This window comes from Pleomorphomonas oryzae DSM 16300 (genome assembly GCF_000422965.1).
Lineage (GTDB): Bacteria > Pseudomonadota > Alphaproteobacteria > Rhizobiales > Pleomorphomonadaceae > Pleomorphomonas > Pleomorphomonas oryzae.
This window is the reverse complement of the sequence record NZ_AUHB01000001.1, coordinates 482796-508553: the sequence shown is the minus strand read 5'-3', so window position 1 is coordinate 508553 and position 25758 is coordinate 482796. Positions and strand designations below refer to the sequence as shown.

The 25758-nt window shown below is 61.6% G+C and carries 20 protein-coding genes; 11 read left to right on the top strand and 9 right to left on the bottom strand.

All coding sequences use genetic code 11. From position 1 onward, the window contains the following. The 4 genes from G522_RS0102375 to G522_RS25210 form a co-directional block, all read right to left on the bottom strand. Complete coding sequence (locus tag G522_RS0102375) at positions 1–852, bottom strand: ABC transporter permease (protein ID WP_051228126.1); 852 nt, start codon at positions 850–852, stop codon at positions 1–3. Further along, on the bottom strand, positions 849–1667 hold the full coding sequence (locus tag G522_RS0102370; protein ID WP_026789677.1) for an ABC transporter permease: 819 nt from the start codon (positions 1665–1667) through the stop codon (positions 849–851). The genes G522_RS0102375 and G522_RS0102370 overlap by 4 nt, the downstream gene beginning before the upstream one ends. A gap of 72 nt (positions 1668–1739) precedes the next feature. Continuing rightward, positions 1740–2879, bottom strand: coding sequence for an ABC transporter substrate-binding protein (locus tag G522_RS0102365; protein ID WP_210162873.1), 1140 nt, complete (start codon positions 2877–2879; stop codon positions 1740–1742). Between the two features lie 64 nt (positions 2880–2943). Further along, positions 2944–4095 (bottom strand): ABC transporter ATP-binding protein, encoded by a 1152-nt coding sequence (locus G522_RS25210; RefSeq protein ID WP_051228123.1) that lies wholly within the window; start codon positions 4093–4095, stop codon positions 2944–2946. Between the two features lie 241 nt (positions 4096–4336). On the opposite strand from G522_RS25210, the gene G522_RS0102355 reads away from it, so the two are divergent. The 4 genes from G522_RS0102355 to G522_RS25195 all read left to right on the top strand — a co-directional run bounded on the left by G522_RS0102355 (position 4337) and on the right by G522_RS25195 (position 9327). Next, complete coding sequence (locus G522_RS0102355) at positions 4337–5302, top strand: glutathione S-transferase family protein (RefSeq protein ID WP_036837620.1); 966 nt, start codon at positions 4337–4339, stop codon at positions 5300–5302. Positions 5303–5373: 71 nt separating this feature from the next. Beyond that, a complete protein-coding gene (locus G522_RS25205) occupies positions 5374–6303 on the top strand; it encodes a DUF72 domain-containing protein (protein WP_051228120.1) in 930 nt (309 codons plus the stop codon). 56 nt (positions 6304–6359) lie between these two features. Further along, entirely contained in the window at positions 6360–6953 is a 594-nt protein-coding gene (locus G522_RS25200) for a UdgX family uracil-DNA binding protein (RefSeq protein ID WP_051228117.1), read from the top strand. Positions 6954–7101: 148 nt separating this feature from the next. Next, complete coding sequence (locus G522_RS25195; RefSeq protein WP_051228114.1) at positions 7102–9327, top strand: hypothetical protein; 2226 nt, start codon at positions 7102–7104, stop codon at positions 9325–9327. A 281-nt stretch (positions 9328–9608) separates the two neighbouring features. Here the strand turns inward: G522_RS25195 and G522_RS25190 are convergent, their stop codons facing one another. After that, entirely contained in the window at positions 9609–9956 is a 348-nt protein-coding gene (locus G522_RS25190) for a hypothetical protein (protein WP_036837618.1), read from the bottom strand. 470 nt (positions 9957–10426) lie between these two features. Between G522_RS25190 and G522_RS30725 the strand changes: the two genes are divergently transcribed. Further along, entirely contained in the window at positions 10427–10795 is a 369-nt protein-coding gene (locus G522_RS30725; RefSeq protein WP_026789674.1) for a con-10 family general stress protein, read from the top strand. Between the two features lie 117 nt (positions 10796–10912). On the opposite strand, the gene G522_RS0102325 is transcribed toward G522_RS30725, so the two are convergent. The 3 genes from G522_RS0102325 to glgX all read right to left on the bottom strand — a co-directional run bounded on the left by G522_RS0102325 (position 10913) and on the right by glgX (position 15457). Then, the gene (locus G522_RS0102325) at positions 10913–11269 is read right to left on the bottom strand and encodes a response regulator (protein ID WP_026789673.1); all 357 of its coding nucleotides are present in this window, start codon (positions 11267–11269) and stop codon (positions 10913–10915) included. A gap of 205 nt (positions 11270–11474) precedes the next feature. Then, complete coding sequence (treZ, locus tag G522_RS25185) at positions 11475–13259, bottom strand: malto-oligosyltrehalose trehalohydrolase (protein WP_156886793.1); 1785 nt, start codon at positions 13257–13259, stop codon at positions 11475–11477. A gap of 74 nt (positions 13260–13333) precedes the next feature. Next, positions 13334–15457, bottom strand: coding sequence for a glycogen debranching protein GlgX (gene glgX, locus G522_RS25180; protein ID WP_051228112.1), 2124 nt, complete (start codon positions 15455–15457; stop codon positions 13334–13336). A gap of 635 nt (positions 15458–16092) precedes the next feature. Here glgX and G522_RS0102310 point away from each other — a divergent pair. From G522_RS0102310 to G522_RS0102285, 5 genes are all read left to right on the top strand, one after another. Continuing rightward, positions 16093–17130, top strand: a complete 1038-nt coding sequence (locus G522_RS0102310) for an NAD(P)-dependent alcohol dehydrogenase (RefSeq protein ID WP_026789672.1) — start codon at positions 16093–16095, stop codon at positions 17128–17130. A 384-nt stretch (positions 17131–17514) separates the two neighbouring features. Further along, on the top strand, positions 17515–19005 hold the full coding sequence (gene xylB / locus G522_RS0102300) for a xylulokinase (protein ID WP_026789670.1): 1491 nt from the start codon (positions 17515–17517) through the stop codon (positions 19003–19005). Between the two features lie 55 nt (positions 19006–19060). Further along, positions 19061–20563: a sugar ABC transporter ATP-binding protein gene (locus G522_RS0102295; RefSeq protein WP_026789669.1), complete on the top strand. Its 1503-nt coding sequence runs from the start codon at positions 19061–19063 to the stop codon at positions 20561–20563. Between the two features lie 36 nt (positions 20564–20599). Continuing rightward, on the top strand, positions 20600–21607 hold the full coding sequence (locus G522_RS0102290) for an ABC transporter permease (protein ID WP_026789668.1): 1008 nt from the start codon (positions 20600–20602) through the stop codon (positions 21605–21607). Between the two features lie 80 nt (positions 21608–21687). Then, on the top strand, positions 21688–22644 hold the full coding sequence (locus G522_RS0102285) for a sugar ABC transporter substrate-binding protein (RefSeq protein ID WP_210162872.1): 957 nt from the start codon (positions 21688–21690) through the stop codon (positions 22642–22644). 61 nt (positions 22645–22705) lie between these two features. Here the strand turns inward: G522_RS0102285 and G522_RS25175 are convergent, their stop codons facing one another. Beyond that, positions 22706–25141 carry a heavy metal translocating P-type ATPase gene (locus G522_RS25175; RefSeq protein ID WP_084632659.1) on the bottom strand — a complete coding sequence of 812 codons (2436 nt, stop codon included), beginning with the start codon at positions 25139–25141 and terminating at the stop codon, positions 22706–22708. A 178-nt stretch (positions 25142–25319) separates the two neighbouring features. Between G522_RS25175 and cueR the strand changes: the two genes are divergently transcribed. Further along, positions 25320–25757, top strand: a complete 438-nt coding sequence (gene cueR / locus G522_RS0102275) for a Cu(I)-responsive transcriptional regulator (protein ID WP_026789666.1) — start codon at positions 25320–25322, stop codon at positions 25755–25757. Position 25758: the final 1 nt, after the last annotated feature.

The following is a 25758-nucleotide window of genomic DNA, read 5'->3' as shown; positions in this document are numbered from 1 at the left end:
CTACTGTCCCACCTTGGCGAGCACATCGGCGCGCAGGAACTTTTCTACCACCAGCATGAAGGCGATCGACGGAACGAGCAGCAAGAGCGCGGTGATCGAGGCGATCTGATAATTGCCGCCAGAGCCGGCCGAGTAGAGCAAGAGCGGCAACGTCGTCACGTCGGGGGCACCGACGAAATAGCTGCCCGTGAACTCGTCGAGTGACTCCAGGAAGACGAAGATGGCACTCGCCATCAAACCCGGCGCGGCGAGTGGCAACGTCACGTCGACGAAGGCCTTGAGGCCGGAGGCACCGAGATTGCGGGCGGCCAACTCCAGGTCGCGATCGACGGCCGAGAAGGCGGCGGCGGCGATCCACACGGCATAGACGAGGCCATGCGTCACATGCACCAGCACGACGCCGAGGACGGTGCCATTGAGACGGATCTCGTAGAACAGCCGGGCGATGTTGACGTAGACGGGCAGGTTGGGAAAGGCCTGCGGTAGCAGGAAGGCGAGGAGGATCAAGCCCCTCAGCGGCAGCTTCAACCGGGCGAGCGCATAGCCGGCGGGAATGGCGAGCGCCAGCGATCCAGCCACGGTAAAGAAGGCGATGCTGATCGAGGCGACGAGCGATTGCACGGCGTTGCCGCGCGGCGCGAACACCCGGCCCCAATAGCTGAAACCGTAGTCGAGCGGCAGGGTATGCGGGAAATACCAGCGTTCGGCCACCGTCCAGATTAGCATGTTCACGAGCGGGCCGAAGATCACGAAAGCCAGGCCGCCGAGGATGGCGGCACGCGGCAGCCACCAGATGAGGTTGGAGAGTTCTAAATCGCGACGTGGGGCGAGGGAAGCTGAGGGTGCACTCATCGGCCCTGCCTCATGTTGACGCGGAGGTAGAACCAGGCAGCGACGGCGCTGATGGCGAGCGAGATCAGGCCGAGCGCGTTGGCGACGCCATAGTCGCGGTAGGTGCTGAGGCGGAAGGCGATGTCGGCGGTGATCATGGTTGGCGCCTGGGCGTTGATCATCAGCGGCACCGACAGCACGCCCATCATGGTGACGAAGGACAGGACAAGGCCGACCAGCAGCGTGGTCGTCACCTGCGGTACGACGATCTCAACGAGAATGCGCAGACGCGAGGCGCCGAGATTACGGGCTGCCTCGATGGTGCCGCGGTCGAGCGACGCCATGGCTCCTGAGACCATCAAGGCCACAAAAGGCGTCTGCTTCCAGACGAAGGCGACGACGACACCGCGCCAGTCGAGATAGCTGGTGGCGGTCAGCGGGTCGAGCAGGCCGAAGGCGACCAGTGTCGAGTTGAAGAGGCCGCTCTTGGCAAGAAAGGTGCGCAGCACCTGGCCGACGACGATGAATGGAATGAACATCGGCCAGCGATAAAGCCAACGCAGAATGGCGACAGCGGTGGCGTTCTCGCCGAGCGTCAGATAGCCGCCGATGGCGATGGCAAGCAGGCCGGTCAACGCAGTCGACAGGCCGACGATCACCGCCGTGAAGACGATATCCTGCGTATAGAAATCATAGGCCTTGGTGAAGTTGCCGAGGCCGTAAGCGCCTTCCACCTCGAAAGCGCCGATCACCGAGGCGGCGAGCGGTACCATGAAGAGAAGAAGGATGACGATCAGCGCCGGCGAGATCAGCAGTGGGCCGAGAAGACGTGTCATCGGCTTGTCCAGATTTTGCAAGGAAAATGGGACCGCCCGGCAAGGCTGGGCAGTCCCTTATGTTTGGGCCGATCAGTTGGCGACCTTGGCCTCATAGGCCTCAAGGATGGCCGTGTTGTACGGAGCGAGCGGGAACGGCTTGCCCTTCTGGGCGAGGTCGGCCGGGGTGATATCGACGAACAGCTTGTTCCAGGTGGCGTCGTCGAGTTCGGCCTTCACCTTGTCGGCGTCGATGCCCGGATACCAGTTGAACTTCTTGACGATGCCCTCGGCCTGCACCTTCGGCGAGGTGGCCAGCTCGACGAACTTCTCGGCGAGGTCCTTGTTCGGCGCCTTGGCCGGAACGACGTAGTGCATCGGCTGGCCGGGCATGCCGGGGGCGGGCAGCAGCAGCTTCAGGTCGGGCGGCAGACGGCCGTCGGCCTGCCAGGAATAGAACATGTCGACCCACACCGGGCCCAGGGCGATCTCGCCGCGCGACAGCAGGTCGAGCGTGCCGGCATTGCCCGGCGTCAGCGTCGCCGACTTGGTGAATTCCTTCAGGCTCTGAAGGGCGCCGTCCCACTTGGCTTCCTCGGCCTTGTCGAACGGGCCGTACATCAGCTTCTGGGCATCGCTGCCGGAGAAGGCGTAGACCCAGCCCATCACGAAGCTGACGCCCGAGGCACCACCCTTGATGCCATTGTAGCCGAACTGGCCGGGATGGGCCTTCGCCCACTCGGCGATTTCGGCGTAGCTCTTGGGCGGGTTCGGCACCAGCGCCGGGTTGTAGGCAATGGCTGTCTGGCTGTTGAACATCGGCATGACGTAGCCCTTGACCTCGGTGCCCAGGGCGTTGTCGGCGTTGGCACGGGTCACCAGCTTGCCGGTGGCGATCTTGTCGCGATAGGCCTCGAGGTAGCCGGCTTGCACCATCGGACCGGCGAACTTCTCGTGGACGACGGCGACGTCGGTATCCCAGGTGGCGGTGCCGGCCTTGGCCTGCGCATCGAAGCGCTCGAGGATCTTCTGCGAGCCGGCATCGCCCGGGCCGGTACCGACGGCGCGCACCGTGTTGCCCGGATTCTGCTGTTCGAACAGCGGACCGAGGTAGTTGTTGATGTAGTCGACCATGTTCTGGTCGCCGGCGGTGATCACGGTCAGCTCGGCGGCGCCGGCCGGCGAGGCGACGATGGCTAGCGCCATCGCGGAATTGAGCAACAGCTTGTTCATGACGCGTCTCCGATCTCAATGGTCAGATTTTTTGGGTCAGATTTTTTGGGTCAGCTTTTGGTTGTCAGGCGGTCAGTCTGTCCCGAACCGGCGAGCGATCGTCGGCTGCGGATGGCGAGCCGATCGGCAGAGCGGCCGACGCGGCAAACAGGAAAAGGCTGGTCGTTGGTACCCGGACGATCACGTCGGTGTCCGGCGGCAGGGCCTCAGGGCCATCGACGAGCACTGAGCTCTCACCGATGCGGACGGTGTGGCGCCACTCGCCGCCGGGATAGACGACGGCCTCGACGCGGCCGATTAGTTCGATGGCGGTGCCGGTATCGGAAGAGGGAGCCGCGAGGCGTCTCAGTTGCAGTCGCTCGGATCGGAAGCGCGCTTCCAGCTTGCCGCTCGGCGGCGCTGGCCGGTCGAGCGTGAGGCTGGCCGCCTTGTTGAGTGGCCCGGGAGCGATATCGACGCGATGACCCGAACAGGCGCCATCGAGATGCACGACGTTTTCGGCACCCATGAAGGCGGCGACGAAGGCCGACGCTGGTCGGGTGTAGATCGCCTCGGGCGTGCCGAGCTGGGCGATGCGGCCCTTGTCGAGGATGACGATGCGATCGGCCATCACCATGGCTTCCTCGCGATCGTGCGTGACGTGAATGGTGGTGATGCCAAGGCGCTGCTGCAGGGCCCGGATCTCGTGGCGCACCGTCAGGCGAATGCGGGCGTCGAGGTTGGAGAGCGGCTCGTCGAGCAGCAGGATGTCCGGATCGACGGCCAGCGCTCGGCCGAGCGCCACGCGCTGGCGCTGGCCTCCCGACAGTTCCGAGGGCTTGCGACCGCTCAGACCACCGAGGCCGAGCAGCGCTTCCATCTCGGCAACCCGGGTGGCGATCGCCTCGCGCCGCCAGCCCTTGAGGCGCAAGCCGTAGCCGATGTTGCGCGCCGCCGTCATGTGTGGCCAGAGGGCATAGGACTGGAAGACCATGGCCATGCCGCGCTTGTCCGGCGGCAGACGAGTGACGTCGCGATCGCCGACGCGGACGCTGCCGGCACTCGGGAGGGCAAAGCCGGCGATCGTCCGCAGCAACGTCGTCTTGCCGCAGCCCGAAGCGCCGAGCAAGGCGACGAACTCGCCCTTGCCAATCGCAAGGTCAATGTCTTGCAGCACCTGGGTCCGGCCATAGCCGGCACTGATCTTCTGAAGATTGAGATAGGCGTCTGCGCTCATTGTCCCCGCGATGCACAGCTGTGCAAACGCCCCTGTAACTGGTCCTGTCTTGGTCTCTTCCGATAGACGGCGATCGTTACAGGTCGATGACAGGTTAGGCCGCGGCCAAGGCCTAGTCCGTCGGGCGATGCCACGGAACCTTGATTCCAGCGGGTCGTTATCGTCATCATATCGCCGCCGGCTGTGGCGATGGCTCGGTGCGCACGGACTGCGCTCGCGCACCTGGTCAGGGGAGGGCGTCATGCTTGTCGACGGTAAATGGACTGCGGAATGGAAGCCGGTACAGAAGACCGATGAAAAGGGCGGTTTCGTTCGCCAGACGTCGAGTTTCCGCAACTGGGTGACGCCCGACGGCGCAGCCGGGCCGACCGGCGAGGCGGGCTTTGCGGCCGAGGCAGGCCGTTATCACCTTTATGTCGCGCTGATTTGCCCTTGGGCATCGCGCACGCTGATCGGGCGCAAGTTGAAAGGCCTTGAGGAAGTCATCTCGCTGTCGATCGTCGAACCGATGATTTCTGACGAAGGCTGGCGTTTCGGCGACTATCCCGGCTCCACGCCCGACACCGTCAACGGCGCTACCTATCTCCATGAGATCTATACCAAGGCTGACCCGCATTTTACCGGTCGCGCTACCGTGCCGGTGCTCTGGGATAGGCGGCTTGGCACCATCGTCAACAACGAGTCGGCCGATATCCTGAGGATGCTCAACTCCGGCTTCGGCGAGCTTGCGACCTCTGACTTCGATCTTTATCCAGCCGGTCTCGCAGCCGAGATCGACGCGCTCAATGACCGCATCTATCCGCGCCTCAACAACGGTGTCTACCGGGCGGGCTTTGCCATCACGCAGGTAGCCTATGAGGAAGCCTTCGCCGACGTGTTCGACATGCTCGATGAGCTGGAAGCACGGCTCGCCGATGGCCGTTCTTTCCTGCATGGCGAGCGTCTCACCGAGACCGACGTCCGACTGTTCGTCACGCTGATCCGCTTCGACGCCGCCTATCACGGCCTTTTCAAGTGCAACCTCCGCCGCATCGCCGATTATCCAGGGCTCAGCGGCTATTTGAAGCGGGTCCTTGCCATTCCCGACGTTCGGGAGACGGTCAGCATCGATCACATCAAGCACGGCTACTACTCGATGAAGGCCCTCAACCCGCAACGCATCGTGCCGCTTGGCCCCGATCTCAGTGATCTCGGCCTCGGCGATTGAGCCCCCTGCAGAGCCCCTGAGGAACCCGCTTCCGAACCTCGCGTTCTCCCAAGGGTAACTTGGGAGGCGGCATGCGCTCCAACGTCGGCATCATTCGCATCGGCCTGTCGGGCTGGACCTATTCGCCCTGGCGCGGTCACTTCTATCCGAAGGGGCTGCGGCAGAGTCAGGAGCTGGCCTATGCCGCATCGCGCTTTTCGTCGCTGGAAATCAACGGCACCTTCTACGGTTTGCAAAAGCCGCGCACCTTCGACCGTTGGGCTGCCGACACGCCCACCGACTTTCTGTTCGCCGTCAAGGGGCCGCGCTTTATCACGCACGTCAAACGGCTGAAGGATGTCGAAGCGCCGCTAGCCAACTTCTTCGCCTCTGGTCCGTTGCGGCTCGGCACGAAGCTCGGTCCCATCCTCTGGCAGTTTCCTCCCAGTTTTCATTTCGACTTCGAGCGCATCCGGGACTTTCTGGCTCTGCTTCCGAAGGATACAGACGCAGCGACCGATATGGCGATGAGGCACGATGATCACGTCCGCGATCCGGATGCGATACGCCCCGCCAAACAGCCCATGCGATATGCGCTGGAGATCCGCCACAACAGTTTCCGAAACCCGGCCTTCATCGACCTGTTGCGTGAGCACAATGTCGCGCTGGTCTGCGCCGATACGGTGGAATGGCCGCTGCTGATGGATGTGACATCGGACTTCGTCTATTGCCGTCTGCATGGCTCCCGCGATCTCTATAGATCCGGCTACGACGAGGCCGAACGCCAACGCTGGGCGCGGCGCGTCGCCGCCTGGTCGCACGGCGAGCCGATGGATGACGGTGACTTCGTCGGCGACAGAAGGGCGCCGAATCAGCCACGGGACGTCTTCCTGTTCTTCGACAATACCGATGGGCTTCGTGCCCCGGACGACGCGCTGGCAATCATGCGCGAGCTCGGGGTTGAGTGGCATGGTGACACGACCCACCTCGATCCTGAGGGGAACCGTCTCTTGCTACTATGAGTTCACCGAAGCGCCGGCCAGCTATTGGCAAGAGCGGCCGTTCCTGAGGCGCGACGATGACCGAACAGGACTTTGCCTCGATCGAAGAGCTCAACGAAGCCATGCGGCGGGAGTTCCCAGCTGATGCTGGCGTCGGCGCCATCGTGCCGGGCGAGGGGCCTATATCTGCCATCATAGCCTTCGTCGGGGAGCAACCAGGCGATGCCGAAGACCGCGAAGGACGGCCGTTCGTCGGGCCGGCCGGCCGCCTGCTCGATCGCGCCCTCGCCGAGGCGAAGATCGACCGGCGGAAATGCTATATGACCAATGCGGTGAAGCAGTTCCACTTCGTCGAGCGTGGCAAGCGACGGATTCACCGCAAGCCCAGCACGGGCGAGGTCGTTCATCAGCGTTGGTGGCTCTGGCGCGAGATCGATCTGGTCCAGCCTTCCGTGATCGTCGCGCTCGGCGCGACGGCCGGACTTGCCCTCGCCGAACGCTCGGTCGCCGTCATGCGGGAACGCGGGCCAATGGCCTTCGGCAACAGACGTGGCTTCCTGACCGTCCACCCCTCCTATCTCCTGCGTATTCCGGACTCCGAGGCCAAGCACGCTGCCTTCAAGGCCTTCGTGGAAGATCTCAGACAGGCGCGCGCTATCGGCTCGTCGTGATCGAGCATAGACAAAACGGGCGGAACGACGATTGCGCCCGGAGTCGCCAGGAAAAGTCGCGAGCCGGTGAAACATCTCGGAAGCCTGGAACAAGCGCGCCGGGATTCTGTTCTCTCTTTGCCAGGGTCAACGAGTAATGAGGAACAGAATGTCGACACTTGCGCTCAATCCTGATGTCGCCGGCGTGAGCCCCTATGTGCTCGGGGTTCGACAGGCAACCCATGAGGACACCGGCAAGTCCGTTGCCCGCTTTCCTCTGGGAGATCTGGATGTCGAGCTTCGGACCTCCATGGACTCCGTATGGGCTTTCGTCCGCCGCAAGGGGCAGGGCGGGCTTGCATTGCGAGCCGCTTATCTGACCGGCGAGTTTACCTGTACCGAGTTGAAAGCCAAAGCTGACGAGGCGGCAAAGCTAAAGATCCGCAGCTCGCTTGGCGAACACATCGTTACGTTCCGAACCGGCAATGATGGCTTCGAGTATTTGCGGCTGACGGTGCGGTTCACACCCGCCGTGCCAATGCTCTTCCCGTTCGTGCCGCGCGATGTCTATCCTCTCGACAACAACGACGATCCTCTGCGAGTTAAGGGTCATGTGGAGGCCGGCCAGCGCGGCCTCAACAGCGGTCTCTTGTATTTTCACGCCAACGAGCCGCGTTTCGGTTCAGTTCTGTATTTTCAGAACCTGACTGCAATGAACGATTACTTCCGCGCGACGAAAACCAAGCCAGACGGAGCCGTCGGCGGCTTGTGGCCCGAGCTCGGCTATCTCATTCCGACGCCGACCCAGAGCGGAACGCCGCCGACCGATGCATTGGAGGCCGGCGTGGAGGTTACGCTCTCCGACGCCATAGTGGTGTTCTGCCACGATGTTCCGCCGCACGAACGGGAATCCGCTCTGCGGTTCGTCAAGATGCTTGGGGTCGCTTATCGGCTGATTGAACGGCCAGATCCCGCGTACCGTGACTGGATCGAACGCGCTGAACGTACCCTGCTTGACCTTGATGAAGCGCCTGAGGCGACCATCAAGCACTATGGCCATCGATACATTCATCCCTACACGGCCGCCGAATATCCAGACATCATGGTGCAGATGTCGGTCGTCGAGGCGATCCATGAGTGGGGAAAATGGTGCGGTGAAGCGCCCCCACTCGAAGCCGAGTTCAAGGCTGGGCTGGAGAAGTTCTACGATCCCAAGCTCAAATCACTGCGCCGCTATTTGCCGAATGTCGGGGACGACAAGGATGCCGATGCGGTCGACAGCTGGTACCTTTATCACCCTATGCTCAATCTCGGCCTTCTGGCGCTGGACGGCGACGAGCAAGCTCGAGACCTGCTGATGAAGTCCATCGAGTTTGGGATCAACACGGCGCATCACTTCAAGTATAAATGGCCTGTCCAGTACAAGATCACGGACTTCAGCGTCATTACTGAAAGCGCTGGATCCGATGGTCGCGGCCAGACTGACGTTGGCGGAATCTATGCCTGGGTCATGCTGCAGGCCTTCGAGCTCACGGACGACGAGCGTTATCTCAGCGAAGCTCGAGCGGCGATCGACGCCGCAGTCGGGTTGCGTTTCAACATCAATTATCAGGCCAACCTGACCGCCTGGGGAGCGGCGGCGTGCATTAGGCTTTGGCGCCTGACCGACGAACGGGTCTATCTGGAACAGAGCTACGTTTATGTCGCCAGCTTCTTTCACAACGCAGCAATTTGGGAAAGCGAGATCGATCACGCGGCCCATTACCGCAACTTCCTTGGCGTCACCTGCCTGCAAGATGCGCCCTACATGGCGATCTACGAATGTTTCGATTCTCTGTCGGCTTTCGAGCATTATCTCGATGATGGTGGGCGCGACATTGATCCTACCGTGCGCATGCTTATGCTTGAATATTGCAAGTATGCGCTTGACCGCGCCTGGTTTTATTACCCCGATGCCTTGCCGGCCGAAGCCCTCTCTCCCAAGCAGCGCGAAGCCAACGGTCACATCGATCGCAAGCTGTCCTTCCCGCTCGAGGATCTCTACGTCGATGGTCAACCTGCCGGTCAGGTCGGTCAGGAAATCTATGGAGCGGGCGCGGCGTTCATATTCGCGACCCGTGCCAACCATCGCGTCGATGGCGCTCCCTTCCTGATTTTCTGTGATCACCTGCTGCCGACGCTGGAGCGCACTGGCCAACGTGCTGTCACCATCACGCTGCACGACGGTGAGGTCTGCTTGGCCGGTTTGAGCTTCGTGCGGTTGAAGCGCCACCGGCTTGGCAAGATCGAGCTCAAGACGATCGGTGGCGAAGTTCTTCATCCTACGGAAAGTTCGTCCGATCGTGTTACCTATAAATTGCCGGCCAACGGACGATTCTTGCTTACTTGGGAGTAATGGTATGCATGATCGAGTCAATATTGAAGGAAAGCGAATCCTAGTTAGGGGTGGCACGACCGGTATCGGTCGCGCGACCGTTGCCTTGCTCGCACAAGAAGGCGCGCGGGTCCTTACCTTTGGGCGACATCAGTCCGAATTGGAGCCGTGAAGGCTGCTGGTCGGTGGATTGATGCAGGCGAGATGTCGATCCGGGATTGGCATGCCGGGTGTCGCCTTCCTTCTCGTTGCCCAGTAGGCGCCGAATGTCCGGTATTGCCGGGGGGCAGAAGCCGGATCGTTTAGCTCGGGCTGGTTGTTTTCGGCAGAGTGGAGGGCACGCTGATTGATACCGGATCGCTTGCCGGGAAACTGTCTTCAAGCCCTTCGTCGAGCTGTTCTTCAAGCGCGTCACGATCCTGGTTTTCGCGGGCGTCGTTGGCGGTCGGGATTTCTTCGCGAGGCCCCGAGGACATCGCTTCGCACAGCGCTTTGATCGCGTCTTCGGCGCGGCTCGTCGGATCCTGCGCCGCAGGTCCGCCTTCGGCTGCCGGCAGAACAAGGGTAACGGTCACTCCGTCGACCATATTGAACTCGACGCGATGCTGGCCGTCGTCGAGCGGCGTGATCTCTTTCACCTTGATGGTCATAACCGTCTCCGTCAGTTAGTCCTGACCCAATGGATCGCCAGCGCTTGCCTTCGCGGAAGGCTCAACGAACAGGTCACTCTATCCAAACCAACCGAAATCCCCACGGTTCCACAGCTAGCCAAGGAAAAGCCGACGTAGGCGATTTGGCCGGAGCTGGGTGCCGAAAGATCCATCTGATTTAGCGTCCCGACGGGCGGCTTCATGCTATTGATAAGGGAACTGTCAGTTTAGACGGTGCGTATATAAAGAAACGAGACGAGACGGACGGTTTAAATAAAGTATATTTAGTTCCTATATTGGAAAAATTGACGCCACAAGATTCTATTTATCGTTACTGTGTGGTCCGCTTTGGTTGATTTGTTTCATTTGGAAAGATTAAAAAAATTGTCAGATACGGAACAATTGGCCGTCTGGCTGGTTGGAGTCTCGCTACCAACAAGGCAGCAAGATCCCCAATAAGGAGAAAAGCAATGCCTAACCAACAGACCAGCACTGGTGACACCTCCCGCCGCGGTTTTGCCTCGATGGATGTGGGCAAGCAGCGCGAAATCGCGTCCAAGGGTGGCCAGGAATCCGGCGGCAACTTCAAGAACGACCCTGAGCGAGCCGCCGAAGCCGGTCGCAAGGGCGGCCAGGAGTCCGGCGGTAATTTCAAGAACGATCCTGAGCGGGCTGCTGAAGCCGGCCGCAAGGGTGGTCAGGAATCCGGCGGTAACTTCCGGAACGATCCTGAGCGGGCTGCTGAAGCCGGCCGCAAGGGCGGTCAGGAGTCTGGCGGTAACTTCAGGAACGATCCCGAGCGAGCCGCGGAAGCCGGTCGCAAAGGCGGCCAGCATTGAACCACCACTTTCCCAGCCACGGCCCCCTTCCAGGGGGCCGTGGTTGCCTCGTGCCTTCCTTCCTTTATTGATATTTCTGGCGGCGCCACCGGCGCCGCCCTTTTATTATTCGCTCCGTCACGTGCCCTTCGAGCATATCTTTTTGACGGTCGCCAAAAGCGTCCTTTGAGCGACTGGCTTGGGTACGAGTTCGCAGGATGCGAGTTTGGGCGGCAGGTGCTGTCGGCTGTAGCCGCTCAGAAATGCGAAGGGAATGTTTCGCTCTTGCAGGCGTTCGGCCACAGGGAAGCTCATTTCATCCTGCAACTGAATATCCAGCAAGGCAGCGTCGACCGGTTCGGCGTCGACCGCAGCGATGCCCTCCTCTACAGAAGGATATGGCCCCACAATCCGGTATCCTGCTTGATGCAAGGTCGAAGCGTAATCCTCGGCAATCAGCCACTCGTCTTCTACGATCAATATGCTGGCTGACATCAGGTTCTCCCGCTTCCAACGCAAGGCCGCATATTCGCGCTACTTGCTTCAAGCATTCCATCGGCGGGCCACGGCCGGTCGCCGGTTTTGTAGACCTAACCTCTGTTTCTCCCGTAGAAGCTGGAATAATTCGTGTTTTCAGTTCTGAAAATTGCGCCAAATCCGCTGATCTTGATCAGTCTCGCTTGTGGTCGGCGCCTCGACGTCAGCTCAGCCAGAACAGCGCCGTGTAAGACCCCAGGGCATCCTCCGTGAACGAGCCCTCACACCACAAGGGAGCGAGATCGCGCCATTCACCCTTTTGAGGCGTCGCGCCGAGGTTCGCTGCGAGGTTGAGGGTGGAGCCGTCGCCAAGCGTCCAGCGCACCTGAAACGCCTCGGCGCCGAGAACGTCCGAAGCCCCGCTGTGTCCTTCCATACCAACGAGGCGGGGCGTCAGAACCGAAGCCCTCAGTTTCAGAAGGTCCCCATAAAGGTCCAGCATCTCCGCAGAGGCGAGGGAGGAGCGTTCATCCCAATTGAGCTTGCAAATGCGGAAAGCCTCCTCGCTCATGGGATCGATGTGCCTGGCTTTGGACGCCTCTGGAAAATCCTTGAGTTCTTCGAGCCGGCTCTTGCGGATCACCTCGCCTAATTCCTTGATGTCGGAAAAGAAGCAGAAGGGCGTCGAAGCCCCCCATTCCTCGCCCATGAACAGCATCGGGATCTGCGGTGACAGCAGGTAGAGCGCAGCCAGCATCCGCGCCGCCTCGCGTGGCATCAGTTGCCCGAGGCGTTCGCCGGCCGGCCGGTTGCCGGCGTGGTCGTGGTTCTGGATGAAGGAAACGAAGGCGGTGGGCGGCAGGAAAGCGCTCGGCTCGCCGTGCATGCGATTTTCCCGCGCCAGATACTCGCCCTGGAAGGCAAAGCCCTCCGCGAAGGCCTTGGCCACGAGATCGATACGCTTGGCGTAAGGCTGGTAATACCACTGGTCCTCGCCGGTCACCAACGCATGCAGGCTATGATGCAGGTCGTCGTTCCATTGAGCGGTATAGAGCCAGGGGGTACCGTCATCGCGCCGCCTCAGCCAGCTTGCCTGATTGTGAGAGTTCTCGGCGATGAGATGGATGTGCCGGCCGTCGCTGGCGGCGCGGGTCTGTTCGGCCAAGTCCTGGATCAGGTGCTTGGGACCGCTGTCTTCGATGGCGTGCAGCGCATCGAAGCGCAGGCCGTCGAAGCGGTACTCGTTGATCCAGAACCGGGCGTTCGTCAGTACCAGATCCCGCACGACGGCAGCGTTGTCACCGTCGACGTTGAGGCCCGGTCCCCAAGGCGTATCCTTGTCGTTGAGGATCGGCGCATAGAGGGGGATGTAGTTGCCTTTCGGCCCGAAGTGATTGTAGACGACGTCCAGCATCACCATCATGCCGAGCTCATGGGCGCGATTGACCAGCGCTTTCAGGTCCTCAGGATGGCCATAGGACGAGTCGGGTGCAAACAGCGAGACGCCGTCGTAGCCCCAGTTCCACCGGCCCGCGAAGTCGGCGAGCGGCATGATCTGCAAGGCGGTGATACCCAATTCGGCGAGATGCCCGAGCTTTTCCGCCGCCGCTCGGAAAGTGCCTTCCGGTGTGAACGTACCGATATGAACCTCATAGAAGACGCATTCCTCCCAGGGGCGGCCGCGCCAGCCCAGATCTGTCCACTCGAAGGCGAGCGGGTCGATCACCTCGCTGGGGCCGTCGACATCTTCCGGCTGATAGCGTGAGGCGGGGTCCGGCACCTTCTTGCCGTCCGGCAGGCAGAACACATAGCGGCTGCCATGGTTGACGCCGGGAACTTCGACCTCATACCAGCCGCGAACATCCTGCTTCATGGGCAGCGACCATCCGTCGACTTCCAGTTCGACGGACGGCACCAGTGGCGCCCAGAGGCGGAACCGCACTCCGTTCGGGGTCATCTGGGTGCCGAACTTCATTTCCTGTTCGCGGCGGACGGTACGAGTTGCCAAGGCTGGCCTCCATAAGAAAGTGGCGAAGCGGGTTGCGCCGAAGTTGGTCTGAGCGGGCTCAACTGCGCTAGCGCTCAACCGTGATCCACGGCGTCCGCCGGTTGAGTTCCTTCCGCAACGGAGCTGGCCGCGCTTTGTTCCCGCCACTCGGCAAGAACGACCGTTCGGGCTGGCATGGTGAAAGAGGTGTCGCCGCCCAGCCGGGCATCTTCAAAGCCATCATCTGTCGCCAGCACTACTTCCCAGTCTCCCGGCTGCCCCGGCGGGATCTGGAACTCGACGGCGACATGCGAGGCATTCAGCATGATCAGCAGGGGCGCTTCGGTTTCCAGAACTGGAGCGAGGCGCAGGGTGAGGCATCTGGAGTGGGGATTCTCCCAGTCTTCCTCTCGCATCCGCTCGCCGTGGTTGTTGAACCAGACGACGTCGGGCTGCCCCATCTCGTTGCGGGCGCCGGTCAGGAATTCCGGCCGTGACAGGGCGGAGTGGTTCTTTCGGAGGTCGGCGAGCCGCGCCACGAATCTGGGCAGGTCCGGATCGTCATTCGACCAGTTGACCCAGCCGATCTCATTGTCCTGGCAATAGGCGTTGTTATTGCCGCCTTGAGTGTTGGAACATTCATCGCCGGCCAGCACCATCGGTACGCCCTGGCTCAGGAACAGCGTGGTCAGCAGGTTACGCTTCTGCCGCCGACGCAGGGCGTTGATGGCTTCGTCGTCGGTCTCGCCCTCGGCGCCGCAATTCCAGCTCTTGTTGTCGTCGTGGCCGTCCTTGTTGTCCTCCCCGTTGGCCTCGTTGTGCTTGTGGTTGTAGCTGACGAGGTCATGCAGGGTGAAACCGTCGTGCGCGGTAATGAAGTTGACACTCGACCATGGCCGGCGCCGCCCCTCGGCAAAGATGTCCTGTGAGGCGGCGACGCGGGTGGCAAAGCTCGGCAGCAGGCCTTCCTCGCCGCACCAGAAGCCGCGAACCTTATCGCGGTAATCGCCGTTCCACTCCGAGAAGCCTGGCGGAAAGGACCCGAGCTGGTAGCCGCCCGGCCCGATGTCCCAAGGTTCGGCGATCAACTTCAGGCCGCCCAGCAGCGGATCCTGGAGGATGGCGTTGAAGAAGGCATGACCGGGATCGAAGCCGGTGAGGCGCCGGCCCAGCGTCGTGGCGAGATCGAAACGGAAGCCATCGATGCCGTAGACCGAAGCCCACAGGCGCAAGCTGTCCAGGATCATCTGCAGCACGCGCGGATGGTCGGTGTTGAGCGCGTTGCCGGTGCCGGTAAGGTTGTCATAGTAGCGGCGATCGTCCGGCAGGAGGCGATAATAAGATGCGTTGTCTATGCCCTTGAAGGATAAGGTCGGCCCCAGATGGTTGCCTTCGCAGGTATGGTTGTAGACAACGTCAAGGATGATCTCGATGCCGGCCTGATGTAGCAGGTCGACGGCCTCGCCGATGGACTCCAGGCCGCTTTCGCCGAGATAACGCGGCTCGGGGGCGAAAAAGCCGAGAGTATTGTAGCCCCAGTAGTTCGAGAGCCCGTTGTCCACGAGGTGGCGGTCCTGCAGGAAGGACTGCACCGGCAGAAGCTCGAGCGAGGTGATGCCGAGCTGAACCAGATACTCGACGAACTCCGGCTGCCCCAGCGCCGTAAAGGTTCCGCGGATCGTGTTTGGCACGAACGGGTGGAGCATGGTCAGGCCGCGTACATGGCCTTCGTAGATCACCGTCTTTGCCCAGGACACATGCGGGTGTTGGGTGGTGGCCATCGGCGTGCCGGCAACGACCCGCGCCTTCGGCATGAAGGCGGCGTTGTCGCGCTCGTTCATGACGAGGTCGGCATCGTCGCCGGCCCCGATCTCATAACCGTAGAGCGTATCGTTCCAGCGGATATCGCCAACCAGTTGGCGGGCGTAAGGGTCGAGCAGCAGTTTGTTGGGATTGAACCGGTGGCCGGCTTCCGGCGCCCACGGCCCATGAACACGCCAGCCGTAAACCTGACCTCGTCCGACGCCGGGCAGGTAGCAATGCCAGACGCCGTTGGTGCATTCTCTCAGAGGAATGCGTTCCCGTTCGGTCACGCCGGACCGATCGAACAGGCAGAGGGTGACGCCGTTCGCATTGTCGGAGAAAAGAGCAAAATTGGCGCCTTTGTCATCGACCGTCACGCCCAGGGGAAAAGCCGAGCCAGGCAATACTTTACGCATTCAGAGAATCTCCTGGGCGATGATGAAAGGAGAGCTACCCAAGCCTTCCTTGGTTAGGCCGCCAAAAGGACGGTCAAGCGCCGGTTCAGCCGGTGTCGGCGCATGGTTTGGATGCGCGGTGGGATGGCGCAACCGCCTATGGCGATCATCGCGCCCGCCCGATCGTCTTCGAAATTGAAATGCCATTTGGTGAGAAAGCTCAGCGGGATGGGCCGTAGGGACTCAGTCTGGTGTTTGTGAAACCTGCCGCGACAGGAATGGTTCCCCGCAACGTCACGCCGGGGGTCGGCAAGGTGCGACGAACGAAGCCGGTCGACCGGATTGATCGACTGACAGCTCACTTTTCGGCTGGATCGTGGGCTTCTCAGCGAAGCAAAAGGTGTGAGGTCGTGGGACGTGCGGAGGGTCTAAAACGGCGGAAAGGACTCGGCTCTTTGAGGTGGTGCTCTGGGTCATCCACAATCTTTGGGCGGGGATTGGAACTCATCCAGGCTCCAAAATGTAAAATAATGCACATAGATTTGTTGAATTGGCTTAGCGGGATTAGCTTTCGGCGCTCATACTCTCCCCCATCAAGAGCCGTGCAAGCCCATCTGAGAATGGAAGTCCGCAGCTCGGGAGGAAAAGCTATGAAAGTGAAAGCCGTCGTCCTCGAGGGCATTGGAGACATTCGTCTTCGCGATATCGAGGTTCCCGGTACGCTGACGCCCGCGGCCGACGAGGTTCGGGTCGCCATCAAGGCGGTCGGCATTTGCGGCAGCGATGTCCACTATCTGAAGCACGGCCGCATCGGCGACTTTATCGTCAACGAGCCGATGGTGCTCGGCCACGAAGCCTCGGGCGTCGTGACGGCGGTGGGCGCCAAGGTTTCCCACATCAAGGTTGGCGACCGCGTCTGCATGGAGCCGGGCATTCCCGACTTCGGTTCGCGCCAGACCCTGGAAGGCCACTACAACCTCGATCCGGCCGTGCGCTTCTGGGCGACGCCGCCGATCCACGGCTGCCTGACGCCGGAGGTGGTGCATCCTGCGGCGCTGACCTACAAGCTGCCTGACAGCGTGTCGTTTGCCGAAGGCGCCATGGTCGAGCCGCTGGCGATCGGCGTCTATGCCGCCGCCAAGGGCGCCATCCGTCCCGGTGATATTGCCGTGGTGGCCGGTGCCGGCACCATCGGCATGATGGTGGCCTTCGCCGCGCTGGCTTCGGGCTGCTCGGAGGTGATCGTCAGCGACGTCGCCAAGGCCAAGCTCGATATCATCGCCAAGGTGCCCGGCGTTATCGCCGTCGATCTCACCAAACAGAAGCTCGCCGACGTCGTGGCGGCGCGCACCGCCGGCAAGGGTGCGGACCTGTTCTTCGAGGCGAGCGGTAGCCCCAAGGCGTTCGACGACATGCTGGACGTGGTGACGCAGGGCGGCCGGGTGGTTCTGGTCGGCATGCCGCAGGATCGGGTGCCGCTCGACGTGGTGGCACTAGAGGTCAAGGAAATCAGCCTGACCGGCATCTTCCGCTACGCCAACGTCTGGGATCGCACGCTGGCGCTGCTCGGTTCGGGCAAGATCGACCTCAAGCCGCTGATCTCGGCCACCTATCCGTTCGACAAGTCCATCGAAGCCTTCGAACGGGCTGCCCAGCAGAACCCCTCGGACGTCAAGGTCCAGATCACGTTCTGATCGCAAGACCGACGCGGGACGCTACCCGGCGAGAGGCATGCATGACGAATGCAAGTCTCGGTCCGTAAGGCCAACGCCAACGAGCGTTCCGCGTCTCGGTTCAAGACCATGGTCTCGCCCGTTCGTTACGGGAGGAATCTTAATCGTTTGAAGTTGCCGCGCCTCAGGGCGCCCCCGATGGAAGAAGGGAAGGTCGACCGTTCGGGGGAGGGGCTGACCAAACGATCCGGCAAGTTGAATGGCTTTGAGTACGAGGCCCGCTAGTGGCCTTGGAGGGCCTTAGGTCCGCAAAGAGAGATGAGCCAATCGGGGTTCGGGCAGAGGAAGCCCGCCGATCGGACTGTCGCGGGCCAGCCAGACGATGGGCAAGGGGAGGACAGGATAATGTTCATTGGAGTCGACTGCGGAACGCAGGGGACCAAGGCGCTCGTCATCGATGAGAACGGACGGGTGCGCGGCCGCGGTCACGCTTCCCACACCTTGATCGAGCGCGATAGCGGCGCCCGCGAGCAGCATCCGTCAATCTGGGTAGATGCCATGATCGCCGCCGTGCGCATGGCGCTCGGCGAAGCGGCCGTGCCCGCCGATGCGATCCGTTGCCTCGGCGTCTCCGGTCAGCAGCACGGCCTCGCCGTACTCGACAAGGCCGGCGCAGTGATCCGCCCCGCCAAGCTCTGGTGCGACACCGAGACGGCACCCGACAATGAGCGGGTCGTCGCCGCTCTCGGCGGGCCGAGCGCCTGGTTCAAGAAGCTCGGCATCATCCCGCTCACCGGCTACACCATTTCCAAGCTGGCCTTCCTCGCCGACCGCGAGCCCGACAACTTCGCCCGCATCGCTCATATCCTGCTGCCGCACGACTATCTGAACCACTGGCTGACCGGCCGTTTCGTTGCCGAATATGGCGATGCTTCGGGAACGGGCTTCTTCGATGTCCGCAAGCGGGCCTGGGCACCTGAGGCCCTGTCGGTCATCGATCGCGGCGCCGGCCATCTCGCGGCCGCTCTGCCGGACCTCGTCGCGCCGGACGCCATCGTCGGAAAGCTGACGCCGGCTGCGGCCGAAGCGCTGGGCCTCACCACCAACTGCCTGGTGGCGGCCGGCGGTGGTGACAACATGATGGGCGCCATCGGCACCGGAAACGTGCGCGAGGGCGTGGTGACCATCAGCCTCGGCACGTCGGCGACCGTCTTCTCCTATTCCGATACGCCGGTACTCGATCCGAGCGGCGCCGTGGCGCCCTTCTGTTCGTCGACCGGTGGCTGGCTGCCACTCGTCTGCACTATGAACGCCACCAACGTCACCTCCGGCGGAGCCCACCTCCTCGGGCGGGATGTCGGCTTCATCTCCGAAGCGCTCGATGCGACTGCGCCGGGGGCGGGCGGCATCACCATGCTGCCCTTCCTGAATGGCGAGCGGACTCCCGATCTGCCGACGGCGCGGGGCACCATTCTCGGCCTGTCGGCCGTCAACATGACGGCGGAGAACCTGATGCGTGCCATGGTCGAGGGCGTTACCTTCGGCGTACTCGCCGGCCTCCATCGCATCCGTGGCAACAAGGCTGCCGAGCGCGTGTTCATGATCGGCGGCGGCGCCCGCAGCAAGCCTTGGCGCCAGATGGTCGCTGACATGACCGGTGCCGAGATTGTGGTGCCCACCGGCGACGAAGCCGGCTGCCTCGGCGCGGCGATCCAGGCGATCTGGGCTTACGGCCGCTCGACGGGCGCCGGCGAGAACATCGCCGCGATCGCTGATCGCTGCGTCACCCTCGATACCGACAAGACAACGAAACCGGCCGCCGATCGCAAGTCGGCCTACGACGATGCCTTCGGCCTCTACCGGGCCAAGCTCGCCGAGGTTCATGGCGTCAACTGACGAGCACGCCAAGTCGATCCCGCAATTGCTATCCGGCCGATCAAGGACCCGTTCGATGCAGAAAAATCTTCTCGAAGTCAGAAATATAAGCAAGTCGTTTCCGGGCGTGAAAGCGCTCGAGGACGTCTGCTTTTCTGTGAAGGAAGGTTCGGTTCACGTGCTGTGCGGCGAAAACGGCGCCGGCAAATCGACCCTGATGAAAATCATCAACGGGATCTATCAGCCCGATGGTGGCGAGACCCTGATCAAGGGCGAAAAAGTCGAGATCAACTCTCCGATCCGTGCCGGCGAACTCGGCATTTCGATGATCTTTCAGGAACTCAACTACACGCCTGAGATGACAATCGAGGAGAGCCTGTTCGTCGGACGCTGGCCGAAGAAGAAGTTCGGGCAGATCGATTGGAAAACCATCCGGCAAAAGACGCTCCAGCTACTGAAGCAGGAGAACCTCGCCTACGATCCGGAAACCAAGCTCAAGGATCTGTCGATCTCCAACTTGCAGATGCTGGAAATCCTCAAGGCGATTTCGCGTGACGCTGACATCATCATCATGGATGAGCCGACGTCATCGATCACCAACAAGGAAATTGAAGTTCTCTTCGAGAAGATCGCCGACCTTCGCGCCCGTGGCAAAGGCATCGTCTACATCTCGCACAAGATGGACGAAATCTTCCGCATTGCCGACGAAATCTCCATCCTGCGCGACGGCAAGGTGATTGAGACGCGGCCCAAGGATCAGTTCGACATCGACTCGGTGATCGCCCTGATGGTCGGTCGCGCGCTGGGCCAGGGATATCCCAAGGAAGAGGTTCCTGTCGGCGAGGTCGTCCTGGAGGTTGAGAATTTCAGCGGACCGACCGGATTCAGCAATGTCTCTTTCAACCTCAGGAAGGGTGAGATCCTTGGTTTTGCCGGTCTCGTTGGGGCAGGGCGGACGGAAGTGATGCGAGCGCTGTTCGGTCTCGACGAGCGTTTCGGCGGCTCGGTCAAGGTTCACGGCGCCCCCGTCAGGATCCGCAACGTCCAGGACAGCATCAAGAATGGCGTGGTGATGCTCTCCGAAGACCGCCGGCGCTACGGCATCGTTCCGATCCGAGACGTCAAGGAAAACGTGACGTTGGCCTCGATGGACCAGTTCTTCCAGAAGGGACGCCTGAACGCGGCCAAGGAGAGAAGCCGGGTCGAAGAGATCTGCAAGAAGATCAACGTGAAGATGGCATCCATCGATGTGCAGGTCAGCACTCTGAGCGGCGGTAACCAGCAGAAGGTCGTCCTGTCCAAGTGGATGCTGCAAGATCCGGACATCCTTATTCTCGATGAACCGACGCGCGGTATCGATGTCGGTGCGAAATTCGAGATCTACAGGCTGATGACCAACCTCGTGAAAGAGGGCAAGTCGATCATCATGGTGTCCTCTGAGTTGCCCGAGCTGATCGGCATGTGTGACCGCATGTACGTGATGGCCGAGGGTGGGATAACCGGCGAACTCGAAAGAGCCGAGTTCTCTCAAGAAGCAATCATGCGTTACGCGATGAACATGACCAGAAAAGCGGTCTGATCGCTGGCTAGATGACGAGATGTAAAGGGGCGGAAAATGAACAACCTGATGACCAGGGAGAAGTGGCAGACCATCAAGTCGCGATATTCCATTTATTTGGTTCTTATCGCTATGATCATCGTCTGCAATCTACTGAGCCCGAATTTTCTATCCGCAAGAAATATATCGAACATCTCGGTTCAGATTTCCGTCACGACGATTCTGGCCTTTGGTGAAACGATCCTGATCATCGGCGGCCTCCTGGACCTTTCCTGCGGCTCGGTTCTGGCCCTGGCGGGTGTTTTCTCGGTCTACGTCTTCAAGGAAACGGGTTCGCTGTCCCTTGCCTTCGCTGTCGGTCTGATCGTCGGTCTGCTCTGCAACTTCGTCAACGGCATCCTCGTCCGGCGCTTCAGTATTCCGGCGTTCATCGCAACTCTGGCGATGATGACGGTGGCCAGAGGTATCGCCTTGCTCTTCACCAAGGGCCAGAACATCTACCAGATTGGCGATTATGTTTGGTTCGGACAGGGAAGTATTGGGATTATTCCGATCCCCGTCATATTCATGGTCGTTATCGGCGTTCTGACTTGGTACATTCTTGGCCATACCAGCTTCGGTCGCTCGCTCTACGCGGTGGGTGGTAACGAAGAAGCGGCCCGGGCCTCCGGCATCAACATCGGTCGGATCAAGGTCGGCGCCTATCTCATCAACGGCATCTTCGTCGGCCTTGCTGGCATCATCTTGATGGCCCGTACCAATGTCGGCGCCCCCAATTCGGGCCAAGGCTACGAGTTCGAGGCGCTCACGGCCGCGATCATCGGCGGTACCAGCTTCTCCGGCGGCCTCGGAACGGCCGGTGGGACCCTTGCCGGTGCGTTCATCGTCGGCTTCCTCAACAACATCATGAATTTGGCTGGCGTGGACTCGTATCTGCAGCAAGTCATCAAGGGCGCCATCATCGCTCTGGCTGTCGGATACGACATGTGGGCCAAGGTCAATCGCACCAGGAAGACCCTTGGTGCTGCCAAAATCCCGAATGAGCGAAAGGAGGCTAAAGCTTAGGACGTTCGCTTTGGAGGAAACGCGGGGCTCTTATCGATCGATACTTGACCCCTTTGGTAGATATCTTGGAGGAGATAGAAATGAAGTTTATGAAATCGATCCGCACCGTCACCGCTGTGGCCGCTCTTTGTCTGGCTGCGACGACGGTTGCTCAGGCTCAGAACTACAAGATCGCGTTCATCGCCCGTGCCCAGGCCGACTCCTTTGCCGCCTGGCTGGCCAACGGCATCATGGACGAGGTCAAGAAGTACCCGGACATGACGGTCGACGTGATGGACTCCCAGGCCGACGACGCCAAGGAGAACGCGTTCATCGAGAACGCCGTCGCCAACAAGTACGACCTGATCATCGTGCAGCCGAACAACGGCGAAGCTCAGCGTCCTTATGTCGAGCAGGCCGTCAAGGATGGCGTCAAGGTCATCACGACCAATGCCCGCATCAAGAACATCCCCGGCTCGTCGTCGGTCGACGCCGATCCCTATGAGCAGGCCGCTGTGAATGCCCGTCTGGCCCTGAAGCAGATCCCGCAGGGCGCCAATGTTGTCGTGCTGAACGGCCCGTCGGGCAACATGCACGCCGATATGCGCCGTGATGCTTGGCAGAAGGAATTCTTCGACAAGCGCACTGACGTCAAGATCGTCGGCGAGCAGATCGCGCATTGGAACAAAGAAGAAGCCATGCGCTACATGGAAGACTGGGTGCAGGCCAACGACAAGATCGACGCCATCGTGTCCATGAACGATAACATGGCTGCCGGCGCTCTGGAAGTTGTCAAGGACGATCCGAAGTTCGCCAAGATCCTCGCCTACGGCGTCGACGGCACGGCCGAAGCGATGCTGCTGATCCAGTCCGGCAAGATGACGTCCACGGCGCTGCAGAACGCCTATGACCTCGCTGCCAAGAACATCAGCGTTGCCCACGACCTGCTGACCGGCAAGATCACTCAGATCGACACCGACATCGACTGCCCGCTGGTGACCAAGGACAACGTCGCCACGTTCATCGAGATCCACAAGAAGTCGGGCGCCATCAAGTAATTGATGGAATAACCGATGAACTTGGGGCGGGATAATCCCGCCCCTTTTTTGTTCGCATTGTTCAGGGCGCCGTCTGGCGCAGCCGCAACGCGTTGGCGATGACGCTGACCGAAGAAAGTGCCATGGCCGCGGCGGCGACCACCGGTGACAGCATCCATCCGAAGGCCGGATAGAGCACCCCGGCGGCGATCGGAATGCCGGCGATGTTGTAGACAAAGGCCAGCATCAGGTTCTGGCGAATGTTGCGCATGGTGGCTCGGCTCAGCCGTCGCGCCTCGACGATGCCGCCGAGATCGCCGCGCAGCAGCGTTACGCCGGCGCTTTCGATGGCGACGTCCGTACCGGTGCCCATGGCAATGCCGACGTCGGCGGCGGCAAGCGCCGGCGCATCGTTGACACCGTCACCGGCCATGGCGACGATCTTGCCACCCCGGCGCAAGGCCGCGACCACATCGCCCTTTTCGGCCGGTAGAACCTCCGCCTTCACCTCATCGATGCCCAGGCGGCGAGCGACGGCCTCAGCGGTGGCGCGGTTGTCGCCAGTCAGCATGACGATGCGGATGCCGTCAGCTTGCAAGGCGCGGAGCGCTTCCTGCGTCGAAGCCTTTACCGGGTCGGCGATGGCGATGACCCCGGCGGGATGGCCGTCAATGGCGACGAGAATCGCCGTCGCCCCTTCGTTTCGGAGCGTGGCGGCAATGGACTCGGCATCGGCAACTTCAATCCCCGATTCCTCCAGGAGCCGCCGGTTGCCGAGCAGGACGCGCCGGCCATCCACCGTGCCGATGACGCCTTTGCCCGAGGGAGCATCGAAATCGTCGGCCGATTTGAGATGCAGCCCGCGTTCTTCGGCTGCTGCCACGATGGCAGCGGCTAGCGGGTGCTCGCTCGCACGCTCCAGGCTGGCGGCCAGGATTAGCAATTCGCCTTCGTCGGTACCTGACAGCGTCTTGATCGCTGTCACCTTCGGCTTGCCCTCAGTGAGTGTTCCCGTCTTGTCGACGACGAGCACGTCGACCTTCTCCATGCGTTCCAAGGCCTCCGCGTCGCGAATGAGCACACCCTGACTTGCCCCACGTCCCACGCCAACCATGATGGACATCGGTGTTGCAAGGCCGAGCGCGCAAGGGCAGGCGATGATCAGCACGCTGACGGCGGCGACGAGCCCGTAGGAGAGGGACGGCGATGGGCCGAAGAGCGCCCAGGCGGTAAAGGCGAGGATAGCGGCAACCAGAACCGCCGGCACGAACCAGGCGGAGACCTGATCGGCCAGTCGCTGGATCGGTGCGCGGGAGCGCTGCGCCTTTGCCACGGTGTCGACGATTTGCGCCAGCATCGTGTCGGCGCCGACCCGATCGGCCCGCATGACGAAGCTGCCTTGACCGTTGAGTGTGCCGCCGATCACCGTGGCGCCGGTTGTCTTGGCTACCGGCAGAGGCTCGCCGGTGATCATCGACTCGTCGACGTTGGAGCGGCCCTCCAGCACCTCGCCATCGAGCGGCACCTTGTCGCCGGGCCGAACGCGCAGCCGGTCACCGACTTTGATTTCGGCGAGTTCGATCTCCACCTCGCCGCCATCGGCGGCAAGCCGGCGAGCCGTCGCCGGCGCAAGGTTGAGCAGCGCCTTGATCGCACCGGACGTCCGTTCGCGAGCCCTGAGTTCGAGAACCTGTCCGAGCAGCACCAACACCGTGATGACGGCCGCGGCTTCGAAATAGACGGCGACGGTGCCATCCGCCGTCCGAAACGCCGCCGGGAACAGGCTTGGCGCGAAGGTGGCGATGACGCTGTAGACCCAGGCGACGCCGGTGCCCATGGCGATCAGCGTGAACATGTTGAGCGCGCCGGTGACCACCGATTTCCAGCCGCGCACGAAGAACGGCCAACCGGCCCATAGAACCACCGGCGTTGCCAGCAGAAACTGCAGGCTGGCCGAAAGGCGCGGACCGATGAGCATGTCGAGGCCGAGAAAATGCCCGCCCATTTCCAAGATCACAACGGGAACGGCGATGGCTAATCCGATCTTGAACCGACGGGTCATGTCGATCAGTTCGGGGTTTGGCTCATCGTTGGCGGAGGCGACTTCAGGCTCCAGCGCCATGCCGCAAATGGGGCAGGTTCCGGGGCCAATCTGACGGATCTCCGGGTGCATCGGGCAGGTATAGATCGTACCCTTCGGTGCATCATCGTGTGCTTTGGCTGAGACCGGGGCGAGATAACGCTGGGGATCGGCCGTAAATTTCTTGAGGCAACCTTCCGAGCAGAAGTAGTAGGGCTTCCCGCCGTGTTCTGTTCGGTATTTGGCGGTCGCCGGATCGACCGTCATGCCGCAGACAGGATCCTTGACCGTCTGGACGTCAGCTTCGGGCGCAGGGTGATGATGGTGGCCGTGGCAATGGTCACAGCCTTCATGGCCGTGATCTCCGTGATCCGTGGTAGGCGCTCGCTCCTGGCCGTGCGGGGAAGAGCCGTGGGGGTGATCATGTTCGTGCGGCATGGCGCGCTCCGTATCGGTTCGACGCCGTCAAGTCGGACGGCGATGTTGATGTCACCGAGGATCGACCTTCCCATCATGGTAAGGTCAAGCGTATAATTGTCGGCGAACCGAAGGTGCTGTGCGGTCAACCGAGGCGAAGGCTTCGGGTTCCGGTTATCCGTCCATGAAGGATTATCCCATGAACATCGGCGATGCGGCGAAGGCATCCGGCGTCACGGCCAAAATGATCCGTTACTACGAATCCACCGGCCTGCTGCGGCCGGCGGCGCGACGCGACAACGGCTACCGCGATTACGGCGCCGTCGACGTGCACGAGCTGCGGTTCATTCGGCGGGCGCGTGGACTGGGGTTCGACATGGCCGAGATCGCCGAACTCTTGTCGCTCTGGCGCGATCGCGGCAGGGCCAGCCGCGACGTGCATCGGGTGGCGAGCGGACACATCGAGGTTCTTCAGACCCGCATCGCCGAGCTGCAAGGCATGGTCGATAGCCTGTCGACGCTGGTCGCCTGCTGCCACGGCGATGATCGGCCCGACTGCCCAATCCTTTCGGACCTCGGTGGAGGCGTCGTTTCTGGCCAACCGCTCGAGCCAACCAAGCGTCGTCAGCACGCCTGAC